We start from the raw sequence: 23,401 nt of genomic DNA on the forward strand, positions 1-23,401 counted from the left end.
GCTATTATGACAATTCGCAACTCTTTTCAAACACAAAAGAGCATAAACAAGAATAAAGTTAATTAATATATTGATTAAAACGGAATAAACAAGTACTATATATGTTAAAGGAGGAATAATATGGTATACAAAAATAGAACGTATTGCAATAATGCAGATAGATTCCAAGAGTTCACTGAATTCATCACCGGTTTTTCTGCCCAATCAACTTCGTTTCATATCGACGCTTGTTGGCATATGGTTGAACACTGATAATACCTTGATATGGCAATTTGGGAAAACGATAATCAGGAAATAATACGAACAAACCTGCGTAGAACAGCACAGGGACGAAGAAACGAATTGATTTCTTTTTACATATCTACTCATCAAGAATTTGGGAAAGTTGGCTGGAGATTATTTCAATACTGGGGGATTACAATGAAACCAATTATTCATAAAGAGATGGAAATGCCTGTCATGAATCGAAAACAATTGGGACATATAACCGATCTTACGTTTAGAAGAAGGGAAACAATCAGGAAATGTGATGCGATTTTTGTTTTTTCAGGCACCCATCCAGGCCATTGGGAAAAAGCGATTGAGGCTTATAACCTTAATCTCGCTCGCAAAATTATTGTGACAGGTGGAAGAAGCGTGACTGGCAAGGCCCATCCCCAATGGGAAGGAAGGAAATCACCAAATATAACAGAAGCTTCTGTCATCATTTCTTATCTTCTTCAGGCAGGGATCCCAAATGAAAAAATCATATATGAAGACAAGTCTAAGAATTCACTTGAAAATGTATTATATGCAAAGGATATCATCGACTTTTCAAACATTGATTCACTATTGGTCATTTGTAAAAGCCATGCGGCCGGCCGGCAGATCAGAACACTCATGAAACATTTTCCCGAGGGAGTGTCATTTATTCCTTACACTTTTAATACGAAATACAATGACACTGTAGTTTCCCGAAGCAGCTGGATGAACACAGAAATTGGACGGAAAAGGGTATGGGCAGAATATTTGAGGATCATTCATTATGGACAGGTTGGTCACCTTGTCCCCCCTTCTAATGAATTGGTTCCCTATTAATAAAAGATCAGAATCAGGAAAATCCCCTGATTCTGATCTTCATTCTATCTCTATTGTAATATTAAATTATATGAAATCCTTTCTATATAATCTAAAAGCATAAATTGCTCCGACTAAAAATACAATCCCTTCAAATAGAATGAACAACTGACGGAAATATTCAATGTTATTATCGACCAATGAAATAAATATAGTAATCATTATCATTTGCGTAGTAAACATACAAGAAGTAATTTTTAAATAAATGGCATTTGTTCTTTCATCTGGTTTACCAAATTTTTTACCAATATAAATTAGCATAAATATTGACCCCGCATGTAAAATCATCGTCAATGCAACAATAATATTAAAGTTTTGTGAGCTTTCTGCCATCCAATTATTTAAAACATCAATCATTATTTCTCATCCTTTCTCACGTATAAAAATAACTCATTAATGTCTACTTCAAAGTAGTTAGCTATTCTAAACGCTAATACAAGGGATGGGGAATAATTATTTTTCTCCATTACAAAGATGGTTTGTTTAGAAACTCCAACAGCTTCGGCTAACTCCTTTTGCGACATTCGCCTTAATACTCTGTGTTCATATACTTTATTTTCAATTGAATCTCCAAAGTCCTCTTTCAAATATAACACCTACTTTTTTACTTATATTCACATTATAAATATTTCTTTAATAAAAGTAAAGTAAACTTATACAAATAATAATTATTTTTATATAAAAGATATGTATTGTTTTATTTTTCATTGTCCAAATAACAAAAGAGGCTGGGACAAAACGAATAAACCAGGCCATAAAGATGAACAAGTTCTGAGTATGTTCTTACTACCGCTGATGATTTCCTGCAAGACTTCGCTTTTCGAGGGAGTCTTTGTATTGCACGCAAATCAACCGCTGGAAAGAGATAATATTTAAATGTACATTGAACAAAATAAAAACCCGAACTAATTTGCCAGTCAGAAGGCAAATTAATTCGGGTTTTACTTAGACTAAAACACTTTTGTTCCAGCCTCTTTTAAAGGAATTTCATCTACATCAGTTATTTTAAAATGTTTCCAATCACCTTTATTAGAACACCGATACGATTTATACATCTCAACATTAGCGTTTATCATACAGTCGATAACCGAATAACATAATTTCCCAAAAGAAGACCCGTTAATGGATATCCATTTTCTTGAATCTTCCTCCCCTGACTTCTGCGATATCTGCGATAGCAAGAAAGGCGGATGGATCGTGTTCAGTCACGATATCTTTAAGCTTTGCTTCTTCAAGTCTCGTAATCACGCAGAAGATGACTTTCTTATCGTCGCCAGAGAATGCTCCTTCTCCTTTAAGATATGTCACTCCCCGGCCGAGGCGATGGAGGAGTGCGTCACCGATCTGCTCGTAATTTTCACTTATGATCCAAACCGACTTTGATTCATCCAGTCCTTTGATGGTAATGTCAATAATCTTAAATGCTACATAATAAGCTAGAAGTGAATACATCGCTCTGTCCCACCCAAATACAAACCCGGCACTCACCAGGATGAACAGATTCAGGAACATGATGATTTCACCGACTGAAAAGGGGAGCTTCTTACTCGATAAAATCGCTAGTATCTCTGTCCCATCCAACGATCCGCCGTATCGAATGACAATCCCCACCCCAATTCCAAGAACCACTCCCCCGAATAATGCCGCAAGCATGATATCGTGAGTGAAAGCAGGTACTGGATGCAGGAAGATGGTAGTGATGGAAAGTACGATTATTCCATAAAGCGTAGAAATGGCAAACGTCTTCCCTATTTGTTTATAGCCTATAAAGAAAAACGGGATATTCAAAACAAAAATATAAAGTCCTAGTTTCAACCCTGTTAAATGGGCTAAAATAATCGATATCCCGACAATTCCGCCATCGATAACATTATTCGGTACAAGGAAGATTTCAAGCCCCACCCCCATGGTGATTGCTCCGATTGTAATCAATATGACCCTTTTAATCATCTCTTTCAAAGGGATTTTTTTATGCATGACTTTAGGTCGTTCCAGTATTTCTCCATCTTCCAACTGGTTTCCCTCCTTTTTAATCCGTTTTTATCTCTTTATCGTATATATTCTAGAAAACTGCTTAAATACCTGCTACTGTAACCAGCTGGCGCACTTCATTTTCAATTTCGTTAAAAATTTTCATATAAAAAAGTATACTATTTTGTAATTTACGTTTAATATATTAACAATATATGTATAAAAAGGATGGTATATATGAAGGAATTGATGTTAGGGATAATCGCTTCTATGTTTTTTGCAGTTACATTTATTTTGAACAGGTCGATGGAACTTTCAGGCGGGAGCTGGCTTTGGAGCTCGTCGTTAAGGTTTCTATTCATGGTGCCTTTTCTTCTCGTGATCATACTTGCAAGGAAAAATATGAAACAGGTACTATCCGAAATCCTAAAAAACCCGCTTCCGTGGATAGGCTGGAGTTTTGTAGGATTTGTATTATTTTATGCCCCTATTACTTATGCAGCAGCGTTTGGTCCCGGCTGGCTTGTTGCCGGTACATGGCAGCTGACGATTGTGGCAGGGACACTGCTTGGTCCATTATTCATTGAGAAGGTTCAAACGTCAACAGGCGTTGTACATATCCAGCAAAAAATACCTCTACGTTCACTTATCATATCGGTCTTTATCCTGATTGGAATTGTATTCATCCACATTCCCAATGCTCAATCTCTTTCAATGAAAACAGTGGTCCTCGGTTCTTTACCTGTAGTGATCGCTGCCTTCGCCTATCCACTTGGGAATAGAAAAATGATGGAGGTGTGCGGAGGAAGAGTGGATACATTTCAAAGGGTCTTCGGTATGACGATTGTTACGATACCCTTTTGGCTGATTATTGCATCCGCCGGCTATATCCATGCCGGGTTCCCGTCTGCTGAGCAGGTGCTTCAATCCTTTATTGTTGCAATAAGCTCAGGGGTTATTGCGACGATTTTATTCTTCCTTGCAACCGACCGGGTAAGCAATCATCAGGGAAAACTCGCTTCCGTTGAAGCAACTCAATCCACTCAGGTCCTTTTTGTGATGATTGGGGAAATTGTTTTATTGTCTGCGCCGCTGCCTGATTGGATCAGTTTGATAGGACTCGGAATCATCATCATTGGAATGGTCCTTCACAGTTTTAATCAGTCGAAAATGAAAGAAACACGGAATCCGTCTGCCGTGCCTTTAACAAATAAACATTTAAACTCTTGACTTTAAAGCTGTGTTCAAGCCATATGAAGGTCTTTATACTGTTTAATTCCCCAAAACAAACGAAAAATGAATCTTCATCACTTGTAATAAGCGGATTTATTTGATATCTTATGAAGGTTTAAGACTAATAAAGGCATGTTTAAAGATTTCTTGGAGGCTTTCATTTGTTTATACTCATTAAAACATTACTAGTTAATATCACAATCCTTCTGTCGTTAACGTATAACGCTAATACTCTTTTTCCATTTAAAATCAATCAGATCCTGAATATAAAGCATAAAATTACTTATGGTCTGATCGGGGCATTCAGCGCTTTTTTATGTATGCTTTACCCCATTGAAACACTTGGAGAAACTCACTTCGACTTGAGGATGATCGCGATTTTGATTGTCACCCTTTATGCAGGCTGGATATCGGGATCAATGGTTCTTCTTTTAGTCCTTGTTTACAGGGGGATCCTGGGCGGCACATTTGTCATTACCGGCCTGTCCGTTTCCATTCTTGCATTCCTTGTCGCTGTTATATTTCGCAGAGTGTTTCTGGAATCATCTTCCAAGCTAATATGGAGTTCACTCATTTACGGCGTATACTCTCTTATATATATCGTGAACATTTATTTATTTGTTCCTCTTTTGTATACATCTTTCTATTTTATCTACTTCAGTGTGTTCTATCTCACGTTCATTGCCATGGTCTTCATCATAGAACATTTGATAAGGACGAATAAACAGATTGAAGAAATGGTGTATCTTGATAAACTTAATATGGCCGGACAGATGGCTGCCTCGATTGCGCACGAAATCCGGAATCCGCTTGCAACTGTCAGGGGGTTTATCCAGCACCTTACTGAAAATACAAACGATGAACAGCTAAAGAAATATTCCCCTCTGATTCTCGAGGAGTTAGATCGGACGAATAAAATCATCACCGACTATTTAAGCGTTGCGAAGCCCGGGAAGTTCCAGCTTGCTGATCTCAATGTGGGTGATGTGGTGCAGGACTGTGTTGATCTTCTAAGACCTTTCGCTTCGTATTCCGATGTTTCGATTACTTACTCTGAATCCGGCGGACACTGGATTACCGGTGACGAACAGTATTTAAAACAAGCCATTATGAATGTGATCAAGAATGGCATTGAATCCATCGAAGATAAAGGTGAAGTAAATATAGAAGTAAAACCTATACCCTCTTCAAATATGATCGAAATCATGATTACTGACAACGGAAAAGGCATGGACCACGATGAATTAAAAAAAATAGGACTTCCCTTTTATACCACAAAGACAAAAGGAACTGGATTAGGAAGTATGGTCACAAATAAAATCATCCGGGAAATGGATGGGATGATCGAATACGAAAGCGAACCATATAAAGGAACAATTGTAAAAATATCTTTCCCTGGGGCCGATCGCCAACATTAAGAAAAAAGCCGGGTCAAAACCATAAGACCATTACCTAAAGGAGTACATTTCTGTGCAAGACTTCGCTTTCCGCAAGAGTCTTCGTCTTTCATTGCGATCAACCGCTGGAAATAGCTAAAAACTGAATGCACATTTGTACAATATAAATAAAAACCCGAACTGATTTGCCTCCTGGAACGCAAATCAGTTCGGGTTTTAGTTAGCTAAAAAAACTCTTTTGTCCACCCTCTTCTTAATTCCTGAAACACGTGCTAATCACGATTAAAGCATCCTGGTCAAAAACTATTCTAAGAATCTCAATAAATCCCCGTAAATGATATCATCAGACATGCCGAGCTCTTTTCTTGCGATTTCTTTATAAGGATTGCATTGATTACCGAGTACAGGCTGACCGGTCTTTCTGCTGTAACAGATGTTATCTTTAAACATGTATTTCTCTGTAACAAATCCTCCATCACGGAAAACCACAGGATGGTTCGGAACTCTCGTAAACAAATTGTGTCCAAATGAAAGGTTCTCACCGGACTTCATACCAAGTAAATGAAGAATCGTCGGGCGGATATCGATTTCACCGCCTATCGAAGAAATGGTCTTCCCTTTCAACCCCGGTACATGGATAATGAGCGGGACCTGCTGGAGCTGCATATGGTTTAATGGTGTATCTTTCATCCCCAGTAATTCAAACACTCCCGGTTCATACTTTTCAGATATTCCATAATGATCACCGTACAGTACAAAAATGGAATCCTCATAGATACCCTGATCTTTTAATCCTTTAAAAAAACGTTTGATTGCTTCATCTTCATAACGTACTGTCGTCACATATCGATTGACGACATCCACCTCTGTTGCAGCCTGCGGAATGAGTTGATCTTCCTCTTCCAATAAAAATGGAAAATGATTGGTTAACGTGATAAAGCGTGAATAAAATGGCTGTGGCAAATCCTTTAGATGGGATATGGACTGAGTGAAAAACGGGATGTCTTTTATACCGTAATTCACTGAGTTTTCTTCTGTCACCTCATAATTTTTCTTGGAATAAAAGTGGTCGTATCCCAAAGACTCATACATGATATCCCGGTTCCAGAAAGAAGCATCATTCCCATGAAACACGGCTGAGTAGTAATCCCCTTTATCCTTTAAAATGTGAGACATGCTTTTAAATGTATTTTCCGGCTTTCTGACAAATACAGAGCCGCTGGCCAGTGGATAAAGACCAGTATCAATCATGAATTCCGAGTCCGATGTTTTCCCTTGTGCGGTCTGATCATAAATCTGATCAAAATAAAAGCTGTCTTCCACTAGTGAATTCAAGAAAGGTGTAATCTCAGTTCCGTCCACCTTGGTGTTTATGACAAAATTTTGTGTCGATTCCATACTGATCAGAATGACATTCTTCCCCTTTGCGACTCCGAATAAATCAGACTGGCCATTCTTTTTTGCCCTGGTATAGTTAACCGGCGAATCTGTATCAGTCTTCGAAGCAACTAACGGGTTCAGATTAACTCCTAATGCATATCCTATGTCGAACACATGATAATTATATGGTCCGATCGCAGTGACCATTTGTTCACGATCATACGCTTCCTGAAATAAGTATGGACTCTTTACCAATCCGGCTGCGATTGAAATCAGTACCATAAGAAGCGCGATAGTCAAATAAGCTGATTTGTCTTTTGAGGTGATTGTTTGCTGCCTTCTTTTCTTTTTCAGCATCCATCCCGCAAGGATGAGATCTAAGAATAAAAACAAATCCCAGGGACTCATCAACTCGAATGTGCTAGGCCCGATCCCCCCTACATTCTTAAATTGAAACAGAATAGGCAGGGTGACAAAATCTGTATAAAATCGGAAGTAAAGCAAATCCGCATAAAGAAGCCCCGATGTAATGACCATCACCATTAATAAAGCAAAAGAATGAATTTTTTTACTGAAATAAAAGCTGAAACCCAATACGATCATCAAGGATCCAAGAGAATTAATTAGAAGCAGCAAAATATCAAGAAAGGTTTGTATGGTGAGGTTAAATCCTGCAGCCATGACGATGACCGTCTTTATCCAAAGCAGAAGCAATAAGGCTCCAATCACCCAGAATTTTTTCAATTTTTGCAGAAAATGTTTCAACTTATCCATTTACACATACCTGGCTTCCTTGACAGGTTCGAGGACTTCTTTAAGAAACTCTAGAGCTTCCGTCATTCCTTCTTCCCGGTGGTAGCCCATCAATGCTAGCTGGATCCAATTCCTTTCAAGAAGATAATCACTTTCATAGCTGAGCAGCATCCCTCTTTCCTTACATTCATCCCCAATACTCCTGCTTGAAACACCACGGGGAAGTTCAATCGTAATCACTCCGGGAGAAAACCCTTCATTCCCCATGACCGTTATACCCCATTCGTTAAATGTTTCCCTGACTATTTTTGATAATTCAAGGTTCCTATTGAAATCCAGATGGGTAAGCGCCGCTTTCAACGCGCTGACTAAGTTTGAAGAATGAGTGAATGGAATGCTTCCCTTTTCTGCGTACAAACCGATATCCAGATATCTGGGAATAGTTCGGTGGGAATACAATTCTTCACGGTGAAAAATGATGCCAAGTCCAGGATACGATCCAAGCCCTTTCCCACTGACAGAGGTTGCCAGATAAACATCTTGAAAATTAACAGGGACGATTCCGAATGAACTGCATGCATCAACACATAATTCTGCACCATTCTCCTTTGCAAGAGAAAGAATTTCAACGAGATCGTATAAATATCCTGTCGAAGTCTCACAGTGAACGGTCCAAATCCACTTAGGCGACCATGTTTTTAAGGCTGATTCGATTTCTGCAACCGATATCTCTTCTCCCCACTTCTTACAAAGAGTATGGAAAGACAATCCGCTTCTTTCAGCATGTTCGATTAAACGGCTGCCGAATTCACCGTTTGAAAGGATCAGTCCCCCGCCTTCTATGAGTCTGAGCTGTTGAGCAACCATATCATTCGTTAACGTTCCAGTTCCTACGACAATCTCACATTGCTTTGATCCAGTCATACTGCATAATTGATTCTTCAGGTCGTTCACTTCCTGAACAAAGGATTTGTCCCTATGTGAAAATGGTTCAGTCCGGAATGCTTCTTCCACTTTGGGGTGAAGAGGTACCGGGCCAGGGAGAAAAGAGTGCTTTCGCTCCCTCGCATACGAAGGTTGTTGGGTGTTTGACGCAGACAGCATCAACCGCTTAAACGCTTTTGTCGATTGTTCAAAGCTCTCCTTTGTCAGATACATCGGCTGAAATTGGGCATCAACCTTTCCAACAAGTGATGCAAAGGGCTTGAAGCCAATTCTTCTATACAATTTGAGTTGTCGGACGGTACCTGAAATCAGAGCGAGATTATAGCCCTTCTTGAGACAGAAATGTACCAGTCGTTCGCATAAGCCATAAAAGACACGTGTACTTCTATACTCTTCTCTCACGGACAAAAGGCGGACTTCGCATGGTACACTGCCAGACGGAATATGTTCGTCAAGGTCATGAAGCTTATGGTCAAGGGAAAACGGACGATTCGCACGAACTGCGATCATCCCGATAATGCATTCCCCATTTTTTGCAATGATATATGTATTTTCATCATGAAACTTGTCAACCAGCTGCTCGGTATCATTCTCCTTGTGCTGAGGAATTTCTTTCACAAACGTTTCATAATTCAGATGATTGATCTGTTGGAACTCGTATGGATCGCTTGCAATCTTATAAACAAGTGAATGATTCATACTTGTACCTCCTCTTGATGAAGTTTGATTTCGTGCATCGATATGCATTCATTTATTATGAGACATCACCACTGTGAAGAACAGGAAAATGAGACCACAAATGATGGTGAATGAATCTTCTATCCAAAAAGCTGTTAACGGAATGGAAGCCATCGAAACGAATCCTGCCACTTTATAACGGCGTAATACTGCATAGGACGTTCCCATTACAATAGCCATCACGACGATAGTGAGAGGAGACAGGAATAGGGCAGATGCAAGATACACCACCACTCCCTTTCCGCCTTGAAACCCTAATTGCACCGGATATAAATGACCAATAATCAAGAAGATGGCACTTGTGACAAGAGCGATGTTACTGTTCATGAATACATGGCTCACAATTGCCAACGTTATGAACACTTTGCCTGCATCGATCAATATTGTAAGGAGGAACCCTCTTTTCCCAAGGACGCGTCCCGCATTTGTTGCTCCAACATTTCCGCTTTTGATCTTTCTGATATCCTGACCGGTGAACAGTTTTACAACATAATATGCACCCGCTGCACTTCCGGCAAAATACGATATTAACATGATGATAATAAACTTGATTATGATATGTTCCATGGACCGGCACCCTGCTTTTCTTAACAATATCTTTTATGAACTTTATTCTTTTCCGCACGTGACAGAAAAAGAGCCTAATTAATAGACGAAAAAGCCATGAAAAAGTTTCATTTTTTTACAATTTTCAAGAAATAAAAAGGAAGATACAGCAATAAGAACAGTAAGAATGCAATCAATTCCAATGAAATCAAATACAAAGGATACTCACCCAGATAATCAATCGGGCTTGTACTGTATGGTTTATGAGAAAGAAACATATAATTGGCCCCCAGTAAACGGTTTACTCCATAAACTGCGCCCGCAATTATATTCAACGAAAAGAATGATTTTAACAGGGAGGAAAATGTTACAGTGTATCCTTCCATCCATACCATATACAAACAGGCTAGGATGATAGCAGCATGGACCAGGAAAAATTGAAAATACCGTACATGAGGGAATCCGAAAAACAATTCAGGTGTGATCATGGCTGTAAAAGCGCCTGTCATGCTAGTAAAGTATGCAATTTCAAAAGATATCCTTCTCCTCGTCACAAGCATAAAGATGCAGAGATAAAGGGAAATCGAGCATAACTGAAATGGCAGATTGATTGTAAGGGACCACGAGTCATTCAGTAAGTACCATAAATGAAAAAATAATTCTCCTGCTGTCAACAGAATAACGAGCCCCCATCTGATCCGATTCTTAACAATCCTGCTGCATTTATTTCTATATTTATAAAGGATAATGATGAGAATCAGCATAAACATGATCGCCGCTAAATGCGACATAGAAAATAGAACGAAAGGATAGTCTTCGTAACGAAAATTCAATAAATCCATCATGAACACCCTCCTCTATTGTATATTCTTGACTGTCTCCCATTTTTCCTTTTTTGTCAGAGGGATTGTATTATAAGAAAACCCCAGTCTGCACTAAATGCAAATTGGGGCTGCTGTAAATTATTGGACATTACGAAGCGGGGTTTCTTGTTGATTGAAAAGGAATGCAAGTGCATAGTGGTTGAATTCTTTCGGTTTTTCTACATTGCATACATGGCCGCAATCCTTTAATATCACCTTTTTTGCAGACGGGTCACCTTGAATGTCTCTCTCCATTGTCTTAACAAACAGGTGATCCTCTTTTCCTGAAATATACAGTTTTGGAATATGTGAAGATTTATCCTGAACAAACTGATACGTAGACTTGACATACGGAGTCAATCTGTACCAGCTGAGAAAATCATGACGGTTCATCTTTTTTGCTTCCCTTATGAAAAGCTTTCGGGATATCGCATGATTTTTCTTCGGCATCATAATATATGCAAATATTTTATAAAGCCAAATAAATGGTATAAATGGTTTTATCGCATTCCCCAGTTTAAGCAGCAGAGAAGCGAACAGAGTAAATCTCGTGATGCAGCCTGCCATTACCGCACTTTGTACACGGTAAGGATGCCGTTGTAAAAGGGCATGAATGAAAATTGACCCAAGTGAAACTCCAACAAAATGAGCGCGTTCCACATTCAAGTGGTCCAGGACTTTCAAAACTTCACGTAAATTTAATTCGATTGAAAATTCCTCACCATAACTGTTCACGCTTGGCGATTGACCATGGCCGGGCAAGTGAATCGTAATCACATTATAATGTTTCTTAAAGGCATTGAGCTGCTTCCCAAAAATTTTTGAGTTCCCTCCAATGCCGTGAAGGAATACAACATATTCCCCGAAATTTCCTTGATGAACCTCATATTCCAGCATGTATTTTCTCCTTCAAAGCAAGCACGTAACTTATTACTGAGGATGATTTGCAAATGAAGAACACTAAGTATTCACTGTTCTGATTTCCCAATACATCCATACGTCCCGATTATTTAATCTTTATTGTATCTTAATGATCGGTGCTTTGACATAGGTGAAGAGTAGAAAATTCGACTATTTTGTGAGAAATCAACGAAAACTCTTCACAATTGAAACCCCCACACAAATACTGGACATTCTTTTTGGTAACGTTTGCTTCTTCTTTGAGCAAATAAAAAGGTTACCGCCCAGGCAACCTTGAAGAACTTTCTATCTTATTATTTGAAGGAATGATCGGACATAAAGGTACTTTGTATTCATCCAATATTCCATTCGCCTGCCGATGTCAGAGACTTTGTAAATACCTAAAGATAGAATAACGATAACTGCCAATATATTAGACAAAACGATCTCTCCTCTATTCATTAAACCACCTCCGCTTTTATGTCATTTATATAAATTTTTCTGATCCGCTGCCTGTGGAGGCTGCTCCATCCATCCTCGTTGAATGAGAAGACTTAACCCTGAAGAGGAATATTTTATTATTTCACTGATAAATAGACCATAGTGTACGGCAAGGTCCTTCCGCATAGACATTGTTGCTGCCTGACACAAGGTATGTAATCCTACAGTATTGGAAGCAGAAATAAAGAACAGCATCAGTTTCTCGGAGTAAGGCGGTACAGTACTATTCTTCACTTCCATTGATACGGGATAGGTCGGGAAGAATTCGTCCTTCATCAATACCTTATTAAACGTGAAGATTTGCTTCTCGCTCAACTTCTTTCCCTGCTTCAGATACGCACTCTCCTTGCGACATTATTATCATTTATTGTCTTCAAATACAGTCTGGTTATTCAACATTTATCATCACTGGAGTTTGAGGTGCTTTGCCTAAGAAAAAGGAAAGAGACTGGGACAAAACGAATAAACCACGACATAAAGACGAACAATTTCAGCGTATATTCTTAATACCGCTAATGATTTCCGTGCAAGACTTCACTTTCCGCGGGTAGCCCGTGAGCCTCCTCGTCGCTTTCGCTCCTGTGGGGTCTCACTTGTCTAGCTGCAGGGCTTAGAGGCACATGACATAAGCCAAACCGGCCAAGAAGGCAAAGTGCGCCTTCCAGGACGATTCGTCTTATGCCACCCGCCTCTGAGCAAAGCCCATCCGCTTTTCTAATAAGCTACTCTCCACGCAGGAGTCTTCGTCTTGCACTCCAATCAACCGCTGGAAAGTGCTAAAACTTAAGGGTACATTGAATAAAATAATAACCCGAACTAATTTGCCTGTTAGAAGGCAGTTTAGTTCGGGTTTTTCTTAGGCTAAAACACTTTTGTCCCAGCCCCTTTCCTTAAGCTTTTTCGGTTTTTGGTTTCACTTCATATTTAACGAAAAAAGGAAGTATCAATGAGATGATGAATGCGATCATCACTATAATCCCAAATGTCATCGGCTTGGTTAATCCCATATCGGGTGCAATCAACAATCCGAAAATAACTGCAGGTACAATTATCAAAAAAGACACAAAAAACTTGGAAGCAAAACTGATTGTATGTTTTTTGCCGCAGTTCTTGCATTCTACCGGCTTATACGAACTCCATATTGACAACAATAGTTCTTTCCAGCTGAAATTACTTTTACACACTTCACACTTCTGCAAAACAGTTCCTCCTATGATTCCCATAAATCTATTTCTATCTTATCATAAACACCCGGCAAATGGACTTCCATTGATATGTCCAACCACATATATTTATTCTGATTATGATACAATATTGAAAGTGATAGTAACTTATGTGGTGGTCGATTGTGTGATGGAAGTTACCTTTTATGTCAGTGTTCTTACATGTGCATTGATTTACTACTTTTATAAACAAAAAATTTATATACAGACTGCCTTACTGGCAATTGTGATGGCTCTTGGTATATTCACTGAAGGGGTACTTCTCCATTATCTGGGCTTGGATTTCTTTAGAGGAGCCCCTGGAAAGTTGCTCAGCATCATAATTATTTCCATCTGGCTGTCCTTTTTCGGATCGATTCTAATGACTGTCAAAGACCGGTCTTTCAACAGTCGTCATGTGGAGAATCCTCTAAACAGGTTCGGGATCGGGACATGGATTGCCAGTACCTCTATTTGCGGGATCATCATTAATGAACAATTTAATCCACTATATATACCTGAATTGATCACAGTGGCAAATTTCTTATTATGGATCTGCTATATGAGCATTTCTGTCCACGCATTGAGAGTCCTGGACAAAAATTCATACAAGGTACATGGAATCATCTTACTTACGACTGTGAGTACTCAGTCTCTTGTATTACTGACCCATGCTATATTTGGAGAATCATCCCTCCTTCTTTTTCAGGGACTTATCCTCACAGGCATCATTATGTATGTTGTAAGCCTGGTAATGATTATGAAAAGGTATCTGAAGAGTGATTGGTCGATTGCGCATGATTGGAATAATTCCAACTGCATCATTCATGGGGCTTTATCGATAACGGGACTTGCTGCGGTAACCAGCGGAGCCGCTCCTTCACTGATCATTGAAGCTCTATGGGTGATGGCCTGCATCATGTTCGTATTTGTTGAGATTTTGGAAATTTACCGGCTCATTATACGGCTGCGATACTTTGGAATTCGGAAAGGGATATTTACATATAATGTAAGCCAATGGAGCAGGATTTTTACATTTGCCATGTACTATACTTTTACCATTATGATGAAACCTGAGGGAATTGTTATGCTAATCGGTCAGGAATTAATCTCAAGTGCAGGTGTATGGGTTCTGGTTGGATTATTGCTTATTCAGACAGCTATTTGGTTTTCTCATTTCACTGGAACGTCTCAATCCAATCAACTAGAAAGAAAGCCATGGACAACTTAAGGCCCGTGACTTCTTTCCTATTTAAATATATGCGATATAAATATAGGCCGTTCCTTTTCGCACCTTGCTTTCGCGGAAAAAAAGGTGAATCATCGCCGGTCAATCATAATAAAGGAATTTTTAAAACAGATTACGAATTGTACTTGTATCCTGTTAATAAGAGAGGAAATACGGTCTTGATAAAAACATTCAAACTGGTACGGAGAATTGCCGGTCAAAGAATGCCGGTTTATATCACACTGGCGGATGATACACTCGTTGACACGGGACCCTGCAGTCTTCACCGGCAAGTACAAACCATTATCAAGGAACATCCTGTAAACAGCGTCATTCATACTCATCATCATGAAGACCATACCGGAAATAGCCCATGGATCGAAAAGCAGTTGCATATTCCACAATGGATTCATTCAACCGGTGCAGAAAACTGCCGAAAAAACACCATGCTCCCTCCATACCGGGCGGTGTTTTGGAGGAATAGGAAAGCGTTTCATCCTATGGAGCTGGATAGTGATGTATTCAAAACAAAGGAACATGAATTCAAACTTGTCCATACTCCCGGTCATGCTGAAGACCATATCGTATTGATTGATCAAGAAAGGGGATTTTGTTTAACTGGCGACCTCTATTTATATCATTCACCCACTTCCCATTTTTCTTTTGAGTCGATTGCTCAGCTCATCCATTCACTGAAGAAAACACTGAATTATTCGTTTGAAGAAATTTATTGTTCACATAGCGGATACCACGCCAATGGCAGAAGATTAATGGAACGGAAATTGAACTTTCTGGTACAACTCAAGACAAGTGTCATGGAAGAATATCAAAAAGGACACACCCCACAGGAAATAAGGAAAATCCTTTTCCCTAGTAACAAAATGTTACAATACATGTCCCTGTTTCAAAATTCACCTATGCATACGATCAATTCCATCATCAATGAAAAATGAAGGTCAGTCCTCCAATGCTTTTATGCAATGAGGGACAGACCTTCATTTTGCCATTTTTTCAGCCCACCTGGAATCTCCCTTCACTTCGAAATGATAAATTAAATCAAGTATTTTCGTTCCAATGAATTGCGCAAGAAGTGCATATAGAATAATTTTCCAATCTACTACAATACCCGTTAATCCTAAAAGACTGCTATTAATGACGAATAATGTCCTGCCAGGTGAATATCCTTGCATTTTTGATAGGATGAGGGCGAGAATATCCATCCCCCCTGATGATGCACCCATTCTGAAGAGAAGACCGAGCCCGATTCCAAACAAGATTGCTCCTGACAGCAGATCGATTGCAACACTTGACAGGGGAGTCATCATGTATGGACTGATGTAATCAACTGTAAGAGATGTGATTGTCACGCAGAACATCGTCCATAATGCATTCGCTTTTCCCAGCCACTTCACAGCAGCAACCAATAGTCCTGCGTTCAAAACCCATAACGTGATTGAAAAAGGAATATGACCAAGATAATTCAGCAATACACTTACGCTTGCTGCTCCCCCGGATGGGATGAAATGAGGAAAAAGGAAGACCGACATGGCCATTCCCTGAAGTCCGGCTCCCGCAGCGAGGACTAATGCTTTTAGTATGTAATTCACTATGAAAGACTCCCATTTCTATGGTGTAGTTACTTTACTAGTTTAGTAGTCTTTGCCTGATGATGCAATCTGAAAAAAGTATGATAGTGACTCACCATTCAAAAGAAGGAATTATTCATGTATATAGCCAATATAGTAAGGTGGCTAATTTTGCGGTAAAGGGGTTATGAAATGATGAAGTTATCTCGTGATGGTTGGGAATCTGCCAGGTCATTCTTATATACACATGCCCGCCCTCTTGAACAGAAATTGTTTTCGTATCATTTTGAAAATGGCAGCAGGGATGAAGCTGTAAAGGAGTTATCTTTCTTTCAAAATGACGATGGGGGTTTCGGAAACAGTCTTGAACCTGACTTCAGACTACAGGTCTCTTCTCCAATGGCAACCACTGCAGCATTACAAATTGCAAAAGAGCTGGATTTAGGGAAAGACCATCCTATCATAATGAAAGCGCTGACTTACTTAGAAGGTGTCTATGATCACAACCTGAAAACCTGGCATGCTGTTCCACCAGAAGTAAATGACGTTCCCCATGCTCCCTGGTGGCACTTTGACACTGAAAAAGGCTACTCCGGAGTGCAGACAACATGGGCTAACCCAAATGCAGAAATTGTAGGATACTTTTACTTTTACGATTTCACGGTCCCTTCTATGGAACAATGGATAAATAAAGCTTTAGCGGAGCTCGAAAAATTGCCGATGCCAATCGAAATGCATGATTTTCTTTGCTACTCAAGACTGCTTCAATGCCTCCCGGAACAATCAGATGTAAGACAGCACATTTATACATCATTATCAAAATCACTTCATCAGACTGTTTGCAAGGATCCTGCCAGATGGAATGAATACGTTGCAAAACCACTTGGGGCAGCCCCGTTTCCTTCTTCACCTTTTTATGAAGAGCTCATGGGGGATGTGGCACTTCAATTAATGGCAGAAATCGATTCTCAGCATATTGAAGGCTATTGGCAGCCTGCCTGGTCCTGGTTCGGTCAATACGAAGACACCTGGAAATCAGCTGAAATCGAATGGAGGGGTATCCTGACACTTGCCACGCTCCGTTCACTTGAAGCCTTCGGGAAAATTAATAAATAAGTACTTTTTTACAATGATATAAAGACACAAGGAGGAAGAGTCAATGGAAGTAAAACCGATGACTCCTGAAGAGTTTTCTATTTTTGTGGAGAAATCCATTATCAGCTACGCAAATGAAAAAACACGATCCGGCAACTGGACCGAAGAAGAAGCTCTTGATAGAGCAAAAGAAGATTATCGAAGGTTCTTGCCTCAAGATGAAAAAACGAAGAACAATTATCTATACTCACTTTATAATGGGAATGGCTGGATCGGCTCCTTTTGGATTGCGGTCATGCCTAACCATACAGGATATATTTATAATATTGAAATTGAAGAACAATTCCGGGGGCAGGGTTACGGCAAATCGGCAATGAAAGAAATTGAAATCAAAGCAAAGGAATTGGGTCTGAATAAAATAGAATTACATGTTTTTGCCCATAATACCACTGCGAGAAGGCTTTATGAGAAAATTGGATATGAAGTGACCAATGTCATTATGGCAAAATCCATTTAAAACACAAACCCCGGGAAGTCCTGCATTTCCCGGGGTTTGTGTTTTAAAGGAGGATATAATTTTTTTCAAACCATTCTTTCGCAGCATCCACTTCTTCTTTCCTTAATTCATGCCCGCCTTCCGTCCAAAACTCGCTGACAGATGCGTTTGCTCCCTTAAGATTCTTAATTAGTTCCTGTGTTTCATCCATTGGGATCAATGAATCTTTTTTCCCTGCTCCGATATATACCCCAACATTGCTTAGATCAGGAATATCCACTCCGCGCCGCGGCACCATCGCATGAAAGAGGATAGATCCTTTCAGGGCATTTTCATGGTGGTACATGAGACTGCCTGCAATATTTGCTCCATTAGAGTAACCGACTGCCACTACATTGTCACGGTCAAACCCATGCTTTCGTGCACTCTCATCAATAAAATCGTTTAATTCCTTCGTTCGGAATACTAAATCTTCTTCGTCGAAGACTCCTTCACGCAGTCTCGCAAAGAAACGGGCCATTCCATTCTCATCCACATTCCCTTTCACACTTAGTACTGATGCGTCCGCAGAAATCATTTCAGCCAGGGGCAGCAGATCAAGTTCATCCCCGCCTGTGCCATGCAGAAGCAATAATGTCGGTAACTCCCGATTCCTGCCTTGTTTGAAAATATGCTTCAATTTCATTCCTCCTAAGAAACGGTTTATTCTTTCGTATCCAACGGTTTCAGTTTTGCCTCAATAGAATCACGCTGATTTTCAAAGTATGGAGGCAGAGAAAGATTTTCTCCTAAATTCTCAAAGCTTTCATCCGTTTCAAATCCAGGTCCGTCTGTCGCCAGTTCAAATAAGATCCCATTAGGTTCCCTGAAGTAAAGAGATCGGAAATAGTAACGTTCGACAAATCCGGAATTAGGCAGTTTTGTCTTGGTGATCCAGTCTACCCATTTGTTCAGTTCCTTCTCGTCCTCTACCCGGAATGCGACATGATGGACACTCCCTCTTCCCGGTCTTTCCTGCGGAAGGTCGTTTCTCTCTTCCAGATGTACTTCTGCACCGGTTCCGCCTTCCCCTGTTTCAAATACACGAATATCAGGCTGACCCTCTTGATAAGCAGCAAAGCTTCGCGTTTCACGGTAGCCTAATACATCCATCAGGATCTTCGCAGTATATTCTCCTTTGGAAACAGTAAGGGTGACCGGTCCGAGCCCCACTATTCCATATTCGACTGGGACCGGGCCCTTATCCCAAGGTCTGCCACCAGGAACTCCTTCATTATTCTCATCAGATACTAGCATTAGCCGCTGTCCTTCAAAATCACGGAAACCTAACGTTGATCTTCCTGTGTGATGGGAAACTTCATCATGCTCAACCCCTGACTCTTCAAAGCGGTTCTTCCAAAAGTTCAAGGCCTCATCACTCTTGACCCTGAGTGAAGTTAACGTGATACTGTTCGTTCCCTTATACGTATGACCGGCATGCGGTATTTCAAAAAATGTAAGGTCTGTCCCCGGATTTCCCCGTTCATCTGCATAGAAAAGATGATACACAGAGGTGTCATCCTGATTGATAGACTTTTTCACTAAACGAAGTCCTAAAGTTTTAGTGTAAAATTCATAATTCTTCTTGGCATTTGCTGTTATGGCAGAAACATGGTGCTGCCCTTTTAGAGGTTTTAAATTCATCATTATTTCACTCCTAATCAGTAATGGTATCTAGTTACTATCTACCAATAGCATACAATATATTTATCTTTAATTCAAGATATTTCATTTCAAGGTGTTTTGAGACGAGAAGTTTATTAAAAAAGCATCCGACATTTCTCAAGTCAGATGCTTCCGTTTACTTTTGATTATCATTTTTAATTGTAATTGCTTGTGCCAATGTAGACGTAATAGTGAGGTTATCGAAATTAAGACCAAGCTGAACTGCTGTCTGGGCAATTTCCGGACGCAGTCCAGAAAGGATCGGTTTCACTCCGATTAATTCCAGTGCCTCAATGAGATGGAAGAGTTGATGAGCAACCATGGTATCAATCATGACAACCCCAGAAAGATCTATAAATAAATATGAGACTTCCTGCCGTACACATTGTTCCAAGGTGTTCTCCAATATCAATTTTGCACGGACAGGATCGATATTTCCAATTAACGGAACTAATGCAGTATCTTCGTTTAATGAAATGAGAGGTGTACTCAACTCATGTATAATTTGCTGCTGTGACTGCAATTGCTTTTCGACAACTTCGTTCTGCAACTCGACAAAACGTACGATCACACGGTCGAATGACTCAATCACAACGTTCTCCCATAGTATCAAATGTTCAGAAATGTCTTCTTCCTGATGAGTCTGAGCGTACTCATTTACAAATTCAAGATATTGTTTTCTTACCCTCATGAACTCTTGGATGATTATGTGTGTAGGTGTCTCCAGATGTTCTTTGTCTTCTGCAATCGTCAATACCCATTCATCCAATCGTTTAAAAAGTGTCTCTTTGTCCAAGATGAATACTTCACAAAATAATTGATGAAATTTAAAATTTTGATTTTTTAAGTCTTCAATTACTTTGGGATCATTAGAGGAGTATACTCCGGCTGCATTGCTTTTCTCGATTGAATTGTACCAGTTTTCTGTTAGTTGTCGGGCTTTGCTTAGTAAAAAGGTATGTAAGTCTTTATTTCTATGCATTTTCAGCACGTCCTCCCTTATAATTGATAAGACAATTCGCAAGTTTCATATACAAGCTTTCTATCTATTATAATATAGGAAAATACCATATTCCAATCTAAATCAGCTTATAGCTAATGTGAGGTTTGATTGTTTATACTAACTGTCTATATTAAACTCCAATGTTGAATTTCGAGAAGGACTTGATTTTGGCAGGTAACCCGTAAGCTTCTTCGGTTTCCCCTATGGGCTTATATTTGTCTACTTCCGGCGGCTACACCATCGAATTCTTGACGCCTTTGTTTAACAGGAGGATTCGTTTTGCACTCCAATTCACCGCTGGAATAAGAAAAAACAGCGATTTTTAACAAAACCTATAAAAAAATCCGAACTAATTTCAATTCTAATGAAAGAACATAAATTAAAGTTCGGATTTTAATTTAGTTAAGACTCTTTGGTTTGAGATTCGTCGCGATCAAATCAACTCACATGTCGATCTGCTAAAGAACATTAAAGTATCGTGCTTCAGGATGGGCAAATACCATTGCTGTAACAGATGCTTCCGGTTCCATCATACACCCATCCGTCAATTCAATGCCGATTCTTTCAGGGTGCAGAAGCCTAAAAAGTTTCTGCTGGTCATCCAGGTCTGGACAAGCGGGATACCCAAATGAAAACCGCTGTCCCTGGTACTTGGTGCGAAAGCTGTCCTGAATCGTAAAGTCAACCGGATCAGGGAACCCCCACCGGCTTCTCATCATTTCATGAACTCGCTCAGCGAGACCTTCAGCAGTCTCCAGCGCCAATGCCTGAATGGCATGACTCTCAAGGAATTTCCCTTCTTCTTTTAATGATGCCGCCCATTCTCTGATTTGTCTGCCGGCTGTAACTGCAAAGAAACCTACATAATCCATTTCGCCGCTTACAACCGGGCGCAGATAATCTGCCAGACAAAGATGTTGATTCTTAACTTGCCGAGGAAAATGAAATCGTTCAATTTCCTCCATTTTGTTAGTTGGGTTGTAAATTACAACATCGTCACCTTCAGCTTGAGCCGGGAAAAAACGATAGATTGCTGAAGCGTGAATAAGCCCTTCTGTTTTTGCTTTCTCGAACAGATCATCGGTAATTTTCTTAATACGCAGAGTCCGATCATCTTTTCCCTGGAGCAGCCTGGAAATTTTCCCTTTGATACCGAGATGATGTCCAAGAAGCATTTGTTGATTTATATAAGGTTGGATTTGATCCAATGAAAAGTCTTTTATGGTATGGGACTGTAAATCAGGTGGAACATGTACTTGCACAGTTTTAGATACACTCGACCGTACCTTAACCGCAATCGCAGCATCATTTATCGATTCGCTTTCAGCGGTAATAATGATTTCACTAAGCTTCTGACGGCTTTCTTCCTCCAATTTCTTTCTTGTACCTTCATCCCGGACGCCGTTGATTATGCTTAACCCTTCCATGGCATCTTTGGCATATAGGACGAGGCCTTCATACTCTTTGGCAATTTTTGTAGAGGTGAATTTTCTGGTAAGGGCTGCACCTCCAACAACGATTGGAACAGAGATGTTTGATTGTTTTAAATCCTGGGCTGTTACGACCATCTGCTGTGCTGATTTCACCAGGAGACCTGAAAGTCCTACGATATCCGGCTTTTCCTTTCTAATTACTTCAATTAGTTCCTGAGGGGTAACTTTTATGCCCAAGTCTTTCACGTCATACCCATTATTGCTGAGGATGATGTCAACTAAATTTTTACCTATATCGTGGACATCTCCTTTAACCGTAGCAAGGATTACTTTCCCTTTGGTTGAAGATGTTTCGTTCTGTTCCATATGCGGCTCCAGATGTGCCACTGATGCTTTCATGACCTCAGCACTTTGGAGTACTTCCGCTACGATAAGCTGATTATCATTAAATAATCGGCCGACTTCACTCATTCCGACCATTAATGGCCCGTTTATGATGTCCAGCGGGGCACTGTATTGTTCTAAAGCCAATTCAAGATCAGGAATCAAACCTTCTTTTGTTCCTTCAACGACATAATGTGCAAGCCGTTCTTCAAGAGTCATTGTGTTAACCGGGATTTTTACTTCTTTCTTTTTTCCTCTGTAAAAATCTGTGAAAGCAGCAAGTGCTGCATCAGTTGTATCAAAAAGAAGTCTCTCTGCCTGCTCCACTTCTTCAAGCGGGATGGAGGCAAACCGTTCTAGTTTCTCTGTATTCACGATGGCGTAATCAAGTCCGGCTTTGGTGCAATGATATAAAAATACAGCATTCAGAACCTCTCTTCCCACTGGAGGAAGACCGAAAGAAACATTGCTGATCCCAAGTATGTGAGGGCACTCAGGCAGTAACTCTTTGATTTTCTTTATTCCTTCAACAGTTGCTTTTGCAGAACCTATATATTGTTCATCACCAGTGCCGACGGGAAAAACAAGCGAATCAAAAATGATATCCTGAGCAGCGATTCCGTATTTTTCCGTTAACAACTGATGGGATCTGAGAGCAATATCAACCTTCCGTTGAGTTGTCACTCCCATCCCTTTTTCGTCGATGGTTCCGACAACTACTGCAGCTCCGTACTTCTTGATGAGCGGAGAAATCTTTTCAAACCGATCTTCTCCATCCTCTAAGTTTATCGAGTTGATAATTACTTTACCCTGTGAATATTTCAAAGCAGTCTCCAGCACTTTTTCATCGGTTGTATCGATGACAAGAGGAACCTTCACTTTCTTCACAACTTCCTGAATGAATGTATCCATATCTTCCGCTTCTTC

The 23,401-nt window shown here is 39.9% G+C and carries 23 protein-coding genes; 8 read left to right on the forward strand and 15 right to left on the reverse strand.

The genetic code is table 11. The features are described from left to right. Positions 1 to 120 precede the first annotated feature (120 nt). Both HP456_RS25305 and HP456_RS05165 read left to right on the forward strand, forming a co-directional pair. The gene (locus tag HP456_RS25305) at positions 121 to 252 is read left to right on the forward strand and encodes a hypothetical protein (protein ID WP_281357960.1); all 132 of its coding nucleotides are present in this window, start codon (positions 121 to 123) and stop codon (positions 250 to 252) included. Positions 253 to 420: 168 nt separating this feature from the next. Further along, the gene (locus HP456_RS05165; RefSeq protein WP_172248943.1) at positions 421 to 1,077 is read left to right on the forward strand and encodes a YdcF family protein; all 657 of its coding nucleotides are present in this window, start codon (positions 421 to 423) and stop codon (positions 1,075 to 1,077) included. Positions 1,078 to 1,143: 66 nt separating this feature from the next. On the opposite strand, the gene HP456_RS05170 is transcribed toward HP456_RS05165, so the two are convergent. From HP456_RS05170 to HP456_RS05180, 3 genes are all read right to left on the reverse strand, one after another. Next, on the reverse strand, positions 1,144 to 1,473 hold the full coding sequence (locus tag HP456_RS05170) for a 6-aminohexanoate hydrolase (protein WP_172248944.1): 330 nt from the start codon (positions 1,471 to 1,473) through the stop codon (positions 1,144 to 1,146). Beyond that, the gene (locus tag HP456_RS05175; protein WP_172248945.1) at positions 1,473 to 1,703 is read right to left on the reverse strand and encodes a helix-turn-helix transcriptional regulator; all 231 of its coding nucleotides are present in this window, start codon (positions 1,701 to 1,703) and stop codon (positions 1,473 to 1,475) included. Before HP456_RS05175 ends, HP456_RS05170 begins: the two co-directional genes overlap by 1 nt. 532 nt (positions 1,704 to 2,235) lie before the next feature. Further along, complete coding sequence (locus HP456_RS05180) at positions 2,236 to 3,093, reverse strand: YitT family protein (protein WP_172248962.1); 858 nt, start codon at positions 3,091 to 3,093, stop codon at positions 2,236 to 2,238. Between the two features lie 231 nt (positions 3,094 to 3,324). Between HP456_RS05180 and HP456_RS05185 the strand changes: the two genes are divergently transcribed. Both HP456_RS05185 and HP456_RS05190 read left to right on the forward strand, forming a co-directional pair. Continuing rightward, positions 3,325 to 4,317, forward strand: a complete 993-nt coding sequence (locus HP456_RS05185) for a DMT family transporter (protein ID WP_172248946.1) — start codon at positions 3,325 to 3,327, stop codon at positions 4,315 to 4,317. Between the two features lie 164 nt (positions 4,318 to 4,481). Next, positions 4,482 to 5,738: an ATP-binding protein gene (locus tag HP456_RS05190; RefSeq protein WP_172248947.1), complete on the forward strand. Its 1,257-nt coding sequence runs from the start codon at positions 4,482 to 4,484 to the stop codon at positions 5,736 to 5,738. A 282-nt stretch (positions 5,739 to 6,020) separates the two neighbouring features. Here HP456_RS05190 and HP456_RS05195 read toward each other — a convergent pair whose 3' ends face one another. From HP456_RS05195 to HP456_RS05225, 7 genes are all read right to left on the reverse strand, one after another. Next, positions 6,021 to 7,871: an LTA synthase family protein gene (locus tag HP456_RS05195; protein WP_172248948.1), complete on the reverse strand. Its 1,851-nt coding sequence runs from the start codon at positions 7,869 to 7,871 to the stop codon at positions 6,021 to 6,023. Then, complete coding sequence (locus tag HP456_RS05200) at positions 7,872 to 9,494, reverse strand: aminotransferase class V-fold PLP-dependent enzyme (RefSeq protein WP_172248949.1); 1,623 nt, start codon at positions 9,492 to 9,494, stop codon at positions 7,872 to 7,874. 48 nt (positions 9,495 to 9,542) lie between these two features. Continuing rightward, the gene (locus HP456_RS05205) at positions 9,543 to 10,100 is read right to left on the reverse strand and encodes a glycerol-3-phosphate acyltransferase (protein WP_172248950.1); all 558 of its coding nucleotides are present in this window, start codon (positions 10,098 to 10,100) and stop codon (positions 9,543 to 9,545) included. Positions 10,101 to 10,207: 107 nt separating this feature from the next. Then, positions 10,208 to 10,924 carry a YwaF family protein gene (locus HP456_RS05210; RefSeq protein WP_172248951.1) on the reverse strand — a complete coding sequence of 239 codons (717 nt, stop codon included), beginning with the start codon at positions 10,922 to 10,924 and terminating at the stop codon, positions 10,208 to 10,210. A 117-nt stretch (positions 10,925 to 11,041) separates the two neighbouring features. Beyond that, on the reverse strand, positions 11,042 to 11,839 hold the full coding sequence (locus HP456_RS05215) for an alpha/beta fold hydrolase (protein WP_172248952.1): 798 nt from the start codon (positions 11,837 to 11,839) through the stop codon (positions 11,042 to 11,044). Between the two features lie 486 nt (positions 11,840 to 12,325). Then, a complete protein-coding gene (locus tag HP456_RS05220; protein WP_281357961.1) occupies positions 12,326 to 12,676 on the reverse strand; it encodes a DUF3231 family protein in 351 nt (116 codons plus the stop codon). Positions 12,677 to 13,233: 557 nt separating this feature from the next. After that, entirely contained in the window at positions 13,234 to 13,542 is a 309-nt protein-coding gene (locus HP456_RS05225; RefSeq protein WP_172248954.1) for a TIGR04104 family putative zinc finger protein, read from the reverse strand. A 151-nt stretch (positions 13,543 to 13,693) separates the two neighbouring features. Between HP456_RS05225 and HP456_RS05230 the strand changes: the two genes are divergently transcribed. Beyond that, entirely contained in the window at positions 13,694 to 14,776 is a 1,083-nt protein-coding gene (locus HP456_RS05230) for a TDT family transporter (RefSeq protein ID WP_172248955.1), read from the forward strand. Positions 14,777 to 14,952: 176 nt separating this feature from the next. Beyond that, positions 14,953 to 15,726, forward strand: coding sequence for an MBL fold metallo-hydrolase (locus tag HP456_RS05235; RefSeq protein WP_172248956.1), 774 nt, complete (start codon positions 14,953 to 14,955; stop codon positions 15,724 to 15,726). Between the two features lie 42 nt (positions 15,727 to 15,768). On the opposite strand, the gene HP456_RS05240 is transcribed toward HP456_RS05235, so the two are convergent. After that, entirely contained in the window at positions 15,769 to 16,380 is a 612-nt protein-coding gene (locus HP456_RS05240; RefSeq protein WP_172248957.1) for a YitT family protein, read from the reverse strand. A gap of 171 nt (positions 16,381 to 16,551) precedes the next feature. On the opposite strand from HP456_RS05240, the gene HP456_RS05245 reads away from it, so the two are divergent. After that, positions 16,552 to 17,475: a hypothetical protein gene (locus HP456_RS05245; RefSeq protein WP_172248958.1), complete on the forward strand. Its 924-nt coding sequence runs from the start codon at positions 16,552 to 16,554 to the stop codon at positions 17,473 to 17,475. Between the two features lie 43 nt (positions 17,476 to 17,518). Next, complete coding sequence (locus HP456_RS05250) at positions 17,519 to 17,971, forward strand: GNAT family N-acetyltransferase (RefSeq protein WP_246288754.1); 453 nt, start codon at positions 17,519 to 17,521, stop codon at positions 17,969 to 17,971. 43 nt (positions 17,972 to 18,014) lie between these two features. Here HP456_RS05250 and HP456_RS05255 read toward each other — a convergent pair whose 3' ends face one another. From HP456_RS05255 to HP456_RS05270, 4 genes are all read right to left on the reverse strand, one after another. Further along, entirely contained in the window at positions 18,015 to 18,629 is a 615-nt protein-coding gene (locus tag HP456_RS05255; protein ID WP_172248959.1) for an alpha/beta hydrolase, read from the reverse strand. Between the two features lie 23 nt (positions 18,630 to 18,652). Beyond that, positions 18,653 to 19,633: a ring-cleaving dioxygenase gene (locus tag HP456_RS05260; RefSeq protein ID WP_172248964.1), complete on the reverse strand. Its 981-nt coding sequence runs from the start codon at positions 19,631 to 19,633 to the stop codon at positions 18,653 to 18,655. 157 nt (positions 19,634 to 19,790) lie between these two features. Continuing rightward, positions 19,791 to 20,636 (reverse strand): STAS domain-containing protein, encoded by an 846-nt coding sequence (locus HP456_RS05265; protein ID WP_172248960.1) that lies wholly within the window; start codon positions 20,634 to 20,636, stop codon positions 19,791 to 19,793. A gap of 479 nt (positions 20,637 to 21,115) precedes the next feature. Then, a partial coding sequence (locus tag HP456_RS05270; RefSeq protein WP_172248961.1) for a methionine synthase occupies positions 21,116 to 23,401 on the reverse strand: 2,286 nt, incomplete at its 5' end.

This window comes from Bacillus haikouensis, from assembly GCF_013179555.1.
In the GTDB taxonomy this organism is placed as follows: Bacteria; Bacillota; Bacilli; order Bacillales; family Bacillaceae_B; genus Rossellomorea; species Rossellomorea haikouensis_A.

Coding starts and splice junctions, on each gene's coding strand:
- HP456_RS05245 (WP_172248958.1), top strand. CDS start 16,552: ATGATGAAGTTATCTCGTGATGGTTGGGAATCTGCCAGGTCATTCTTA.
- HP456_RS05170 (WP_172248944.1), bottom strand. CDS start 1,473: ATGATTGATGTTTTAAATAATTGGATGGCAGAAAGCTCACAAAACTTT.
- HP456_RS05185 (WP_172248946.1), top strand. CDS start 3,325: ATGAAGGAATTGATGTTAGGGATAATCGCTTCTATGTTTTTTGCAGTT.
- HP456_RS05205 (WP_172248950.1), bottom strand. CDS start 10,100: ATGGAACATATCATAATCAAGTTTATTATCATCATGTTAATATCGTAT.
- HP456_RS05215 (WP_172248952.1), bottom strand. CDS start 11,839: ATGCTGGAATATGAGGTTCATCAAGGAAATTTCGGGGAATATGTTGTA.
- HP456_RS05200 (WP_172248949.1), bottom strand. CDS start 9,494: ATGAATCATTCACTTGTTTATAAGATTGCAAGCGATCCATACGAGTTC.
- HP456_RS05250 (WP_246288754.1), top strand. CDS start 17,519: ATGGAAGTAAAACCGATGACTCCTGAAGAGTTTTCTATTTTTGTGGAG.
- HP456_RS05210 (WP_172248951.1), bottom strand. CDS start 10,924: ATGATGGATTTATTGAATTTTCGTTACGAAGACTATCCTTTCGTTCTA.
- HP456_RS05195 (WP_172248948.1), bottom strand. CDS start 7,871: ATGGATAAGTTGAAACATTTTCTGCAAAAATTGAAAAAATTCTGGGTG.
- HP456_RS05265 (WP_172248960.1), bottom strand. CDS start 20,636: ATGCATAGAAATAAAGACTTACATACCTTTTTACTAAGCAAAGCCCGA.
- HP456_RS05180 (WP_172248962.1), bottom strand. CDS start 3,093: ATGCATAAAAAAATCCCTTTGAAAGAGATGATTAAAAGGGTCATATTG.
- HP456_RS05165 (WP_172248943.1), top strand. CDS start 421: ATGAAACCAATTATTCATAAAGAGATGGAAATGCCTGTCATGAATCGA.
- HP456_RS05260 (WP_172248964.1), bottom strand. CDS start 19,633: ATGAATTTAAAACCTCTAAAAGGGCAGCACCATGTTTCTGCCATAACA.
- HP456_RS25305 (WP_281357960.1), top strand. CDS start 121: ATGGTATACAAAAATAGAACGTATTGCAATAATGCAGATAGATTCCAA.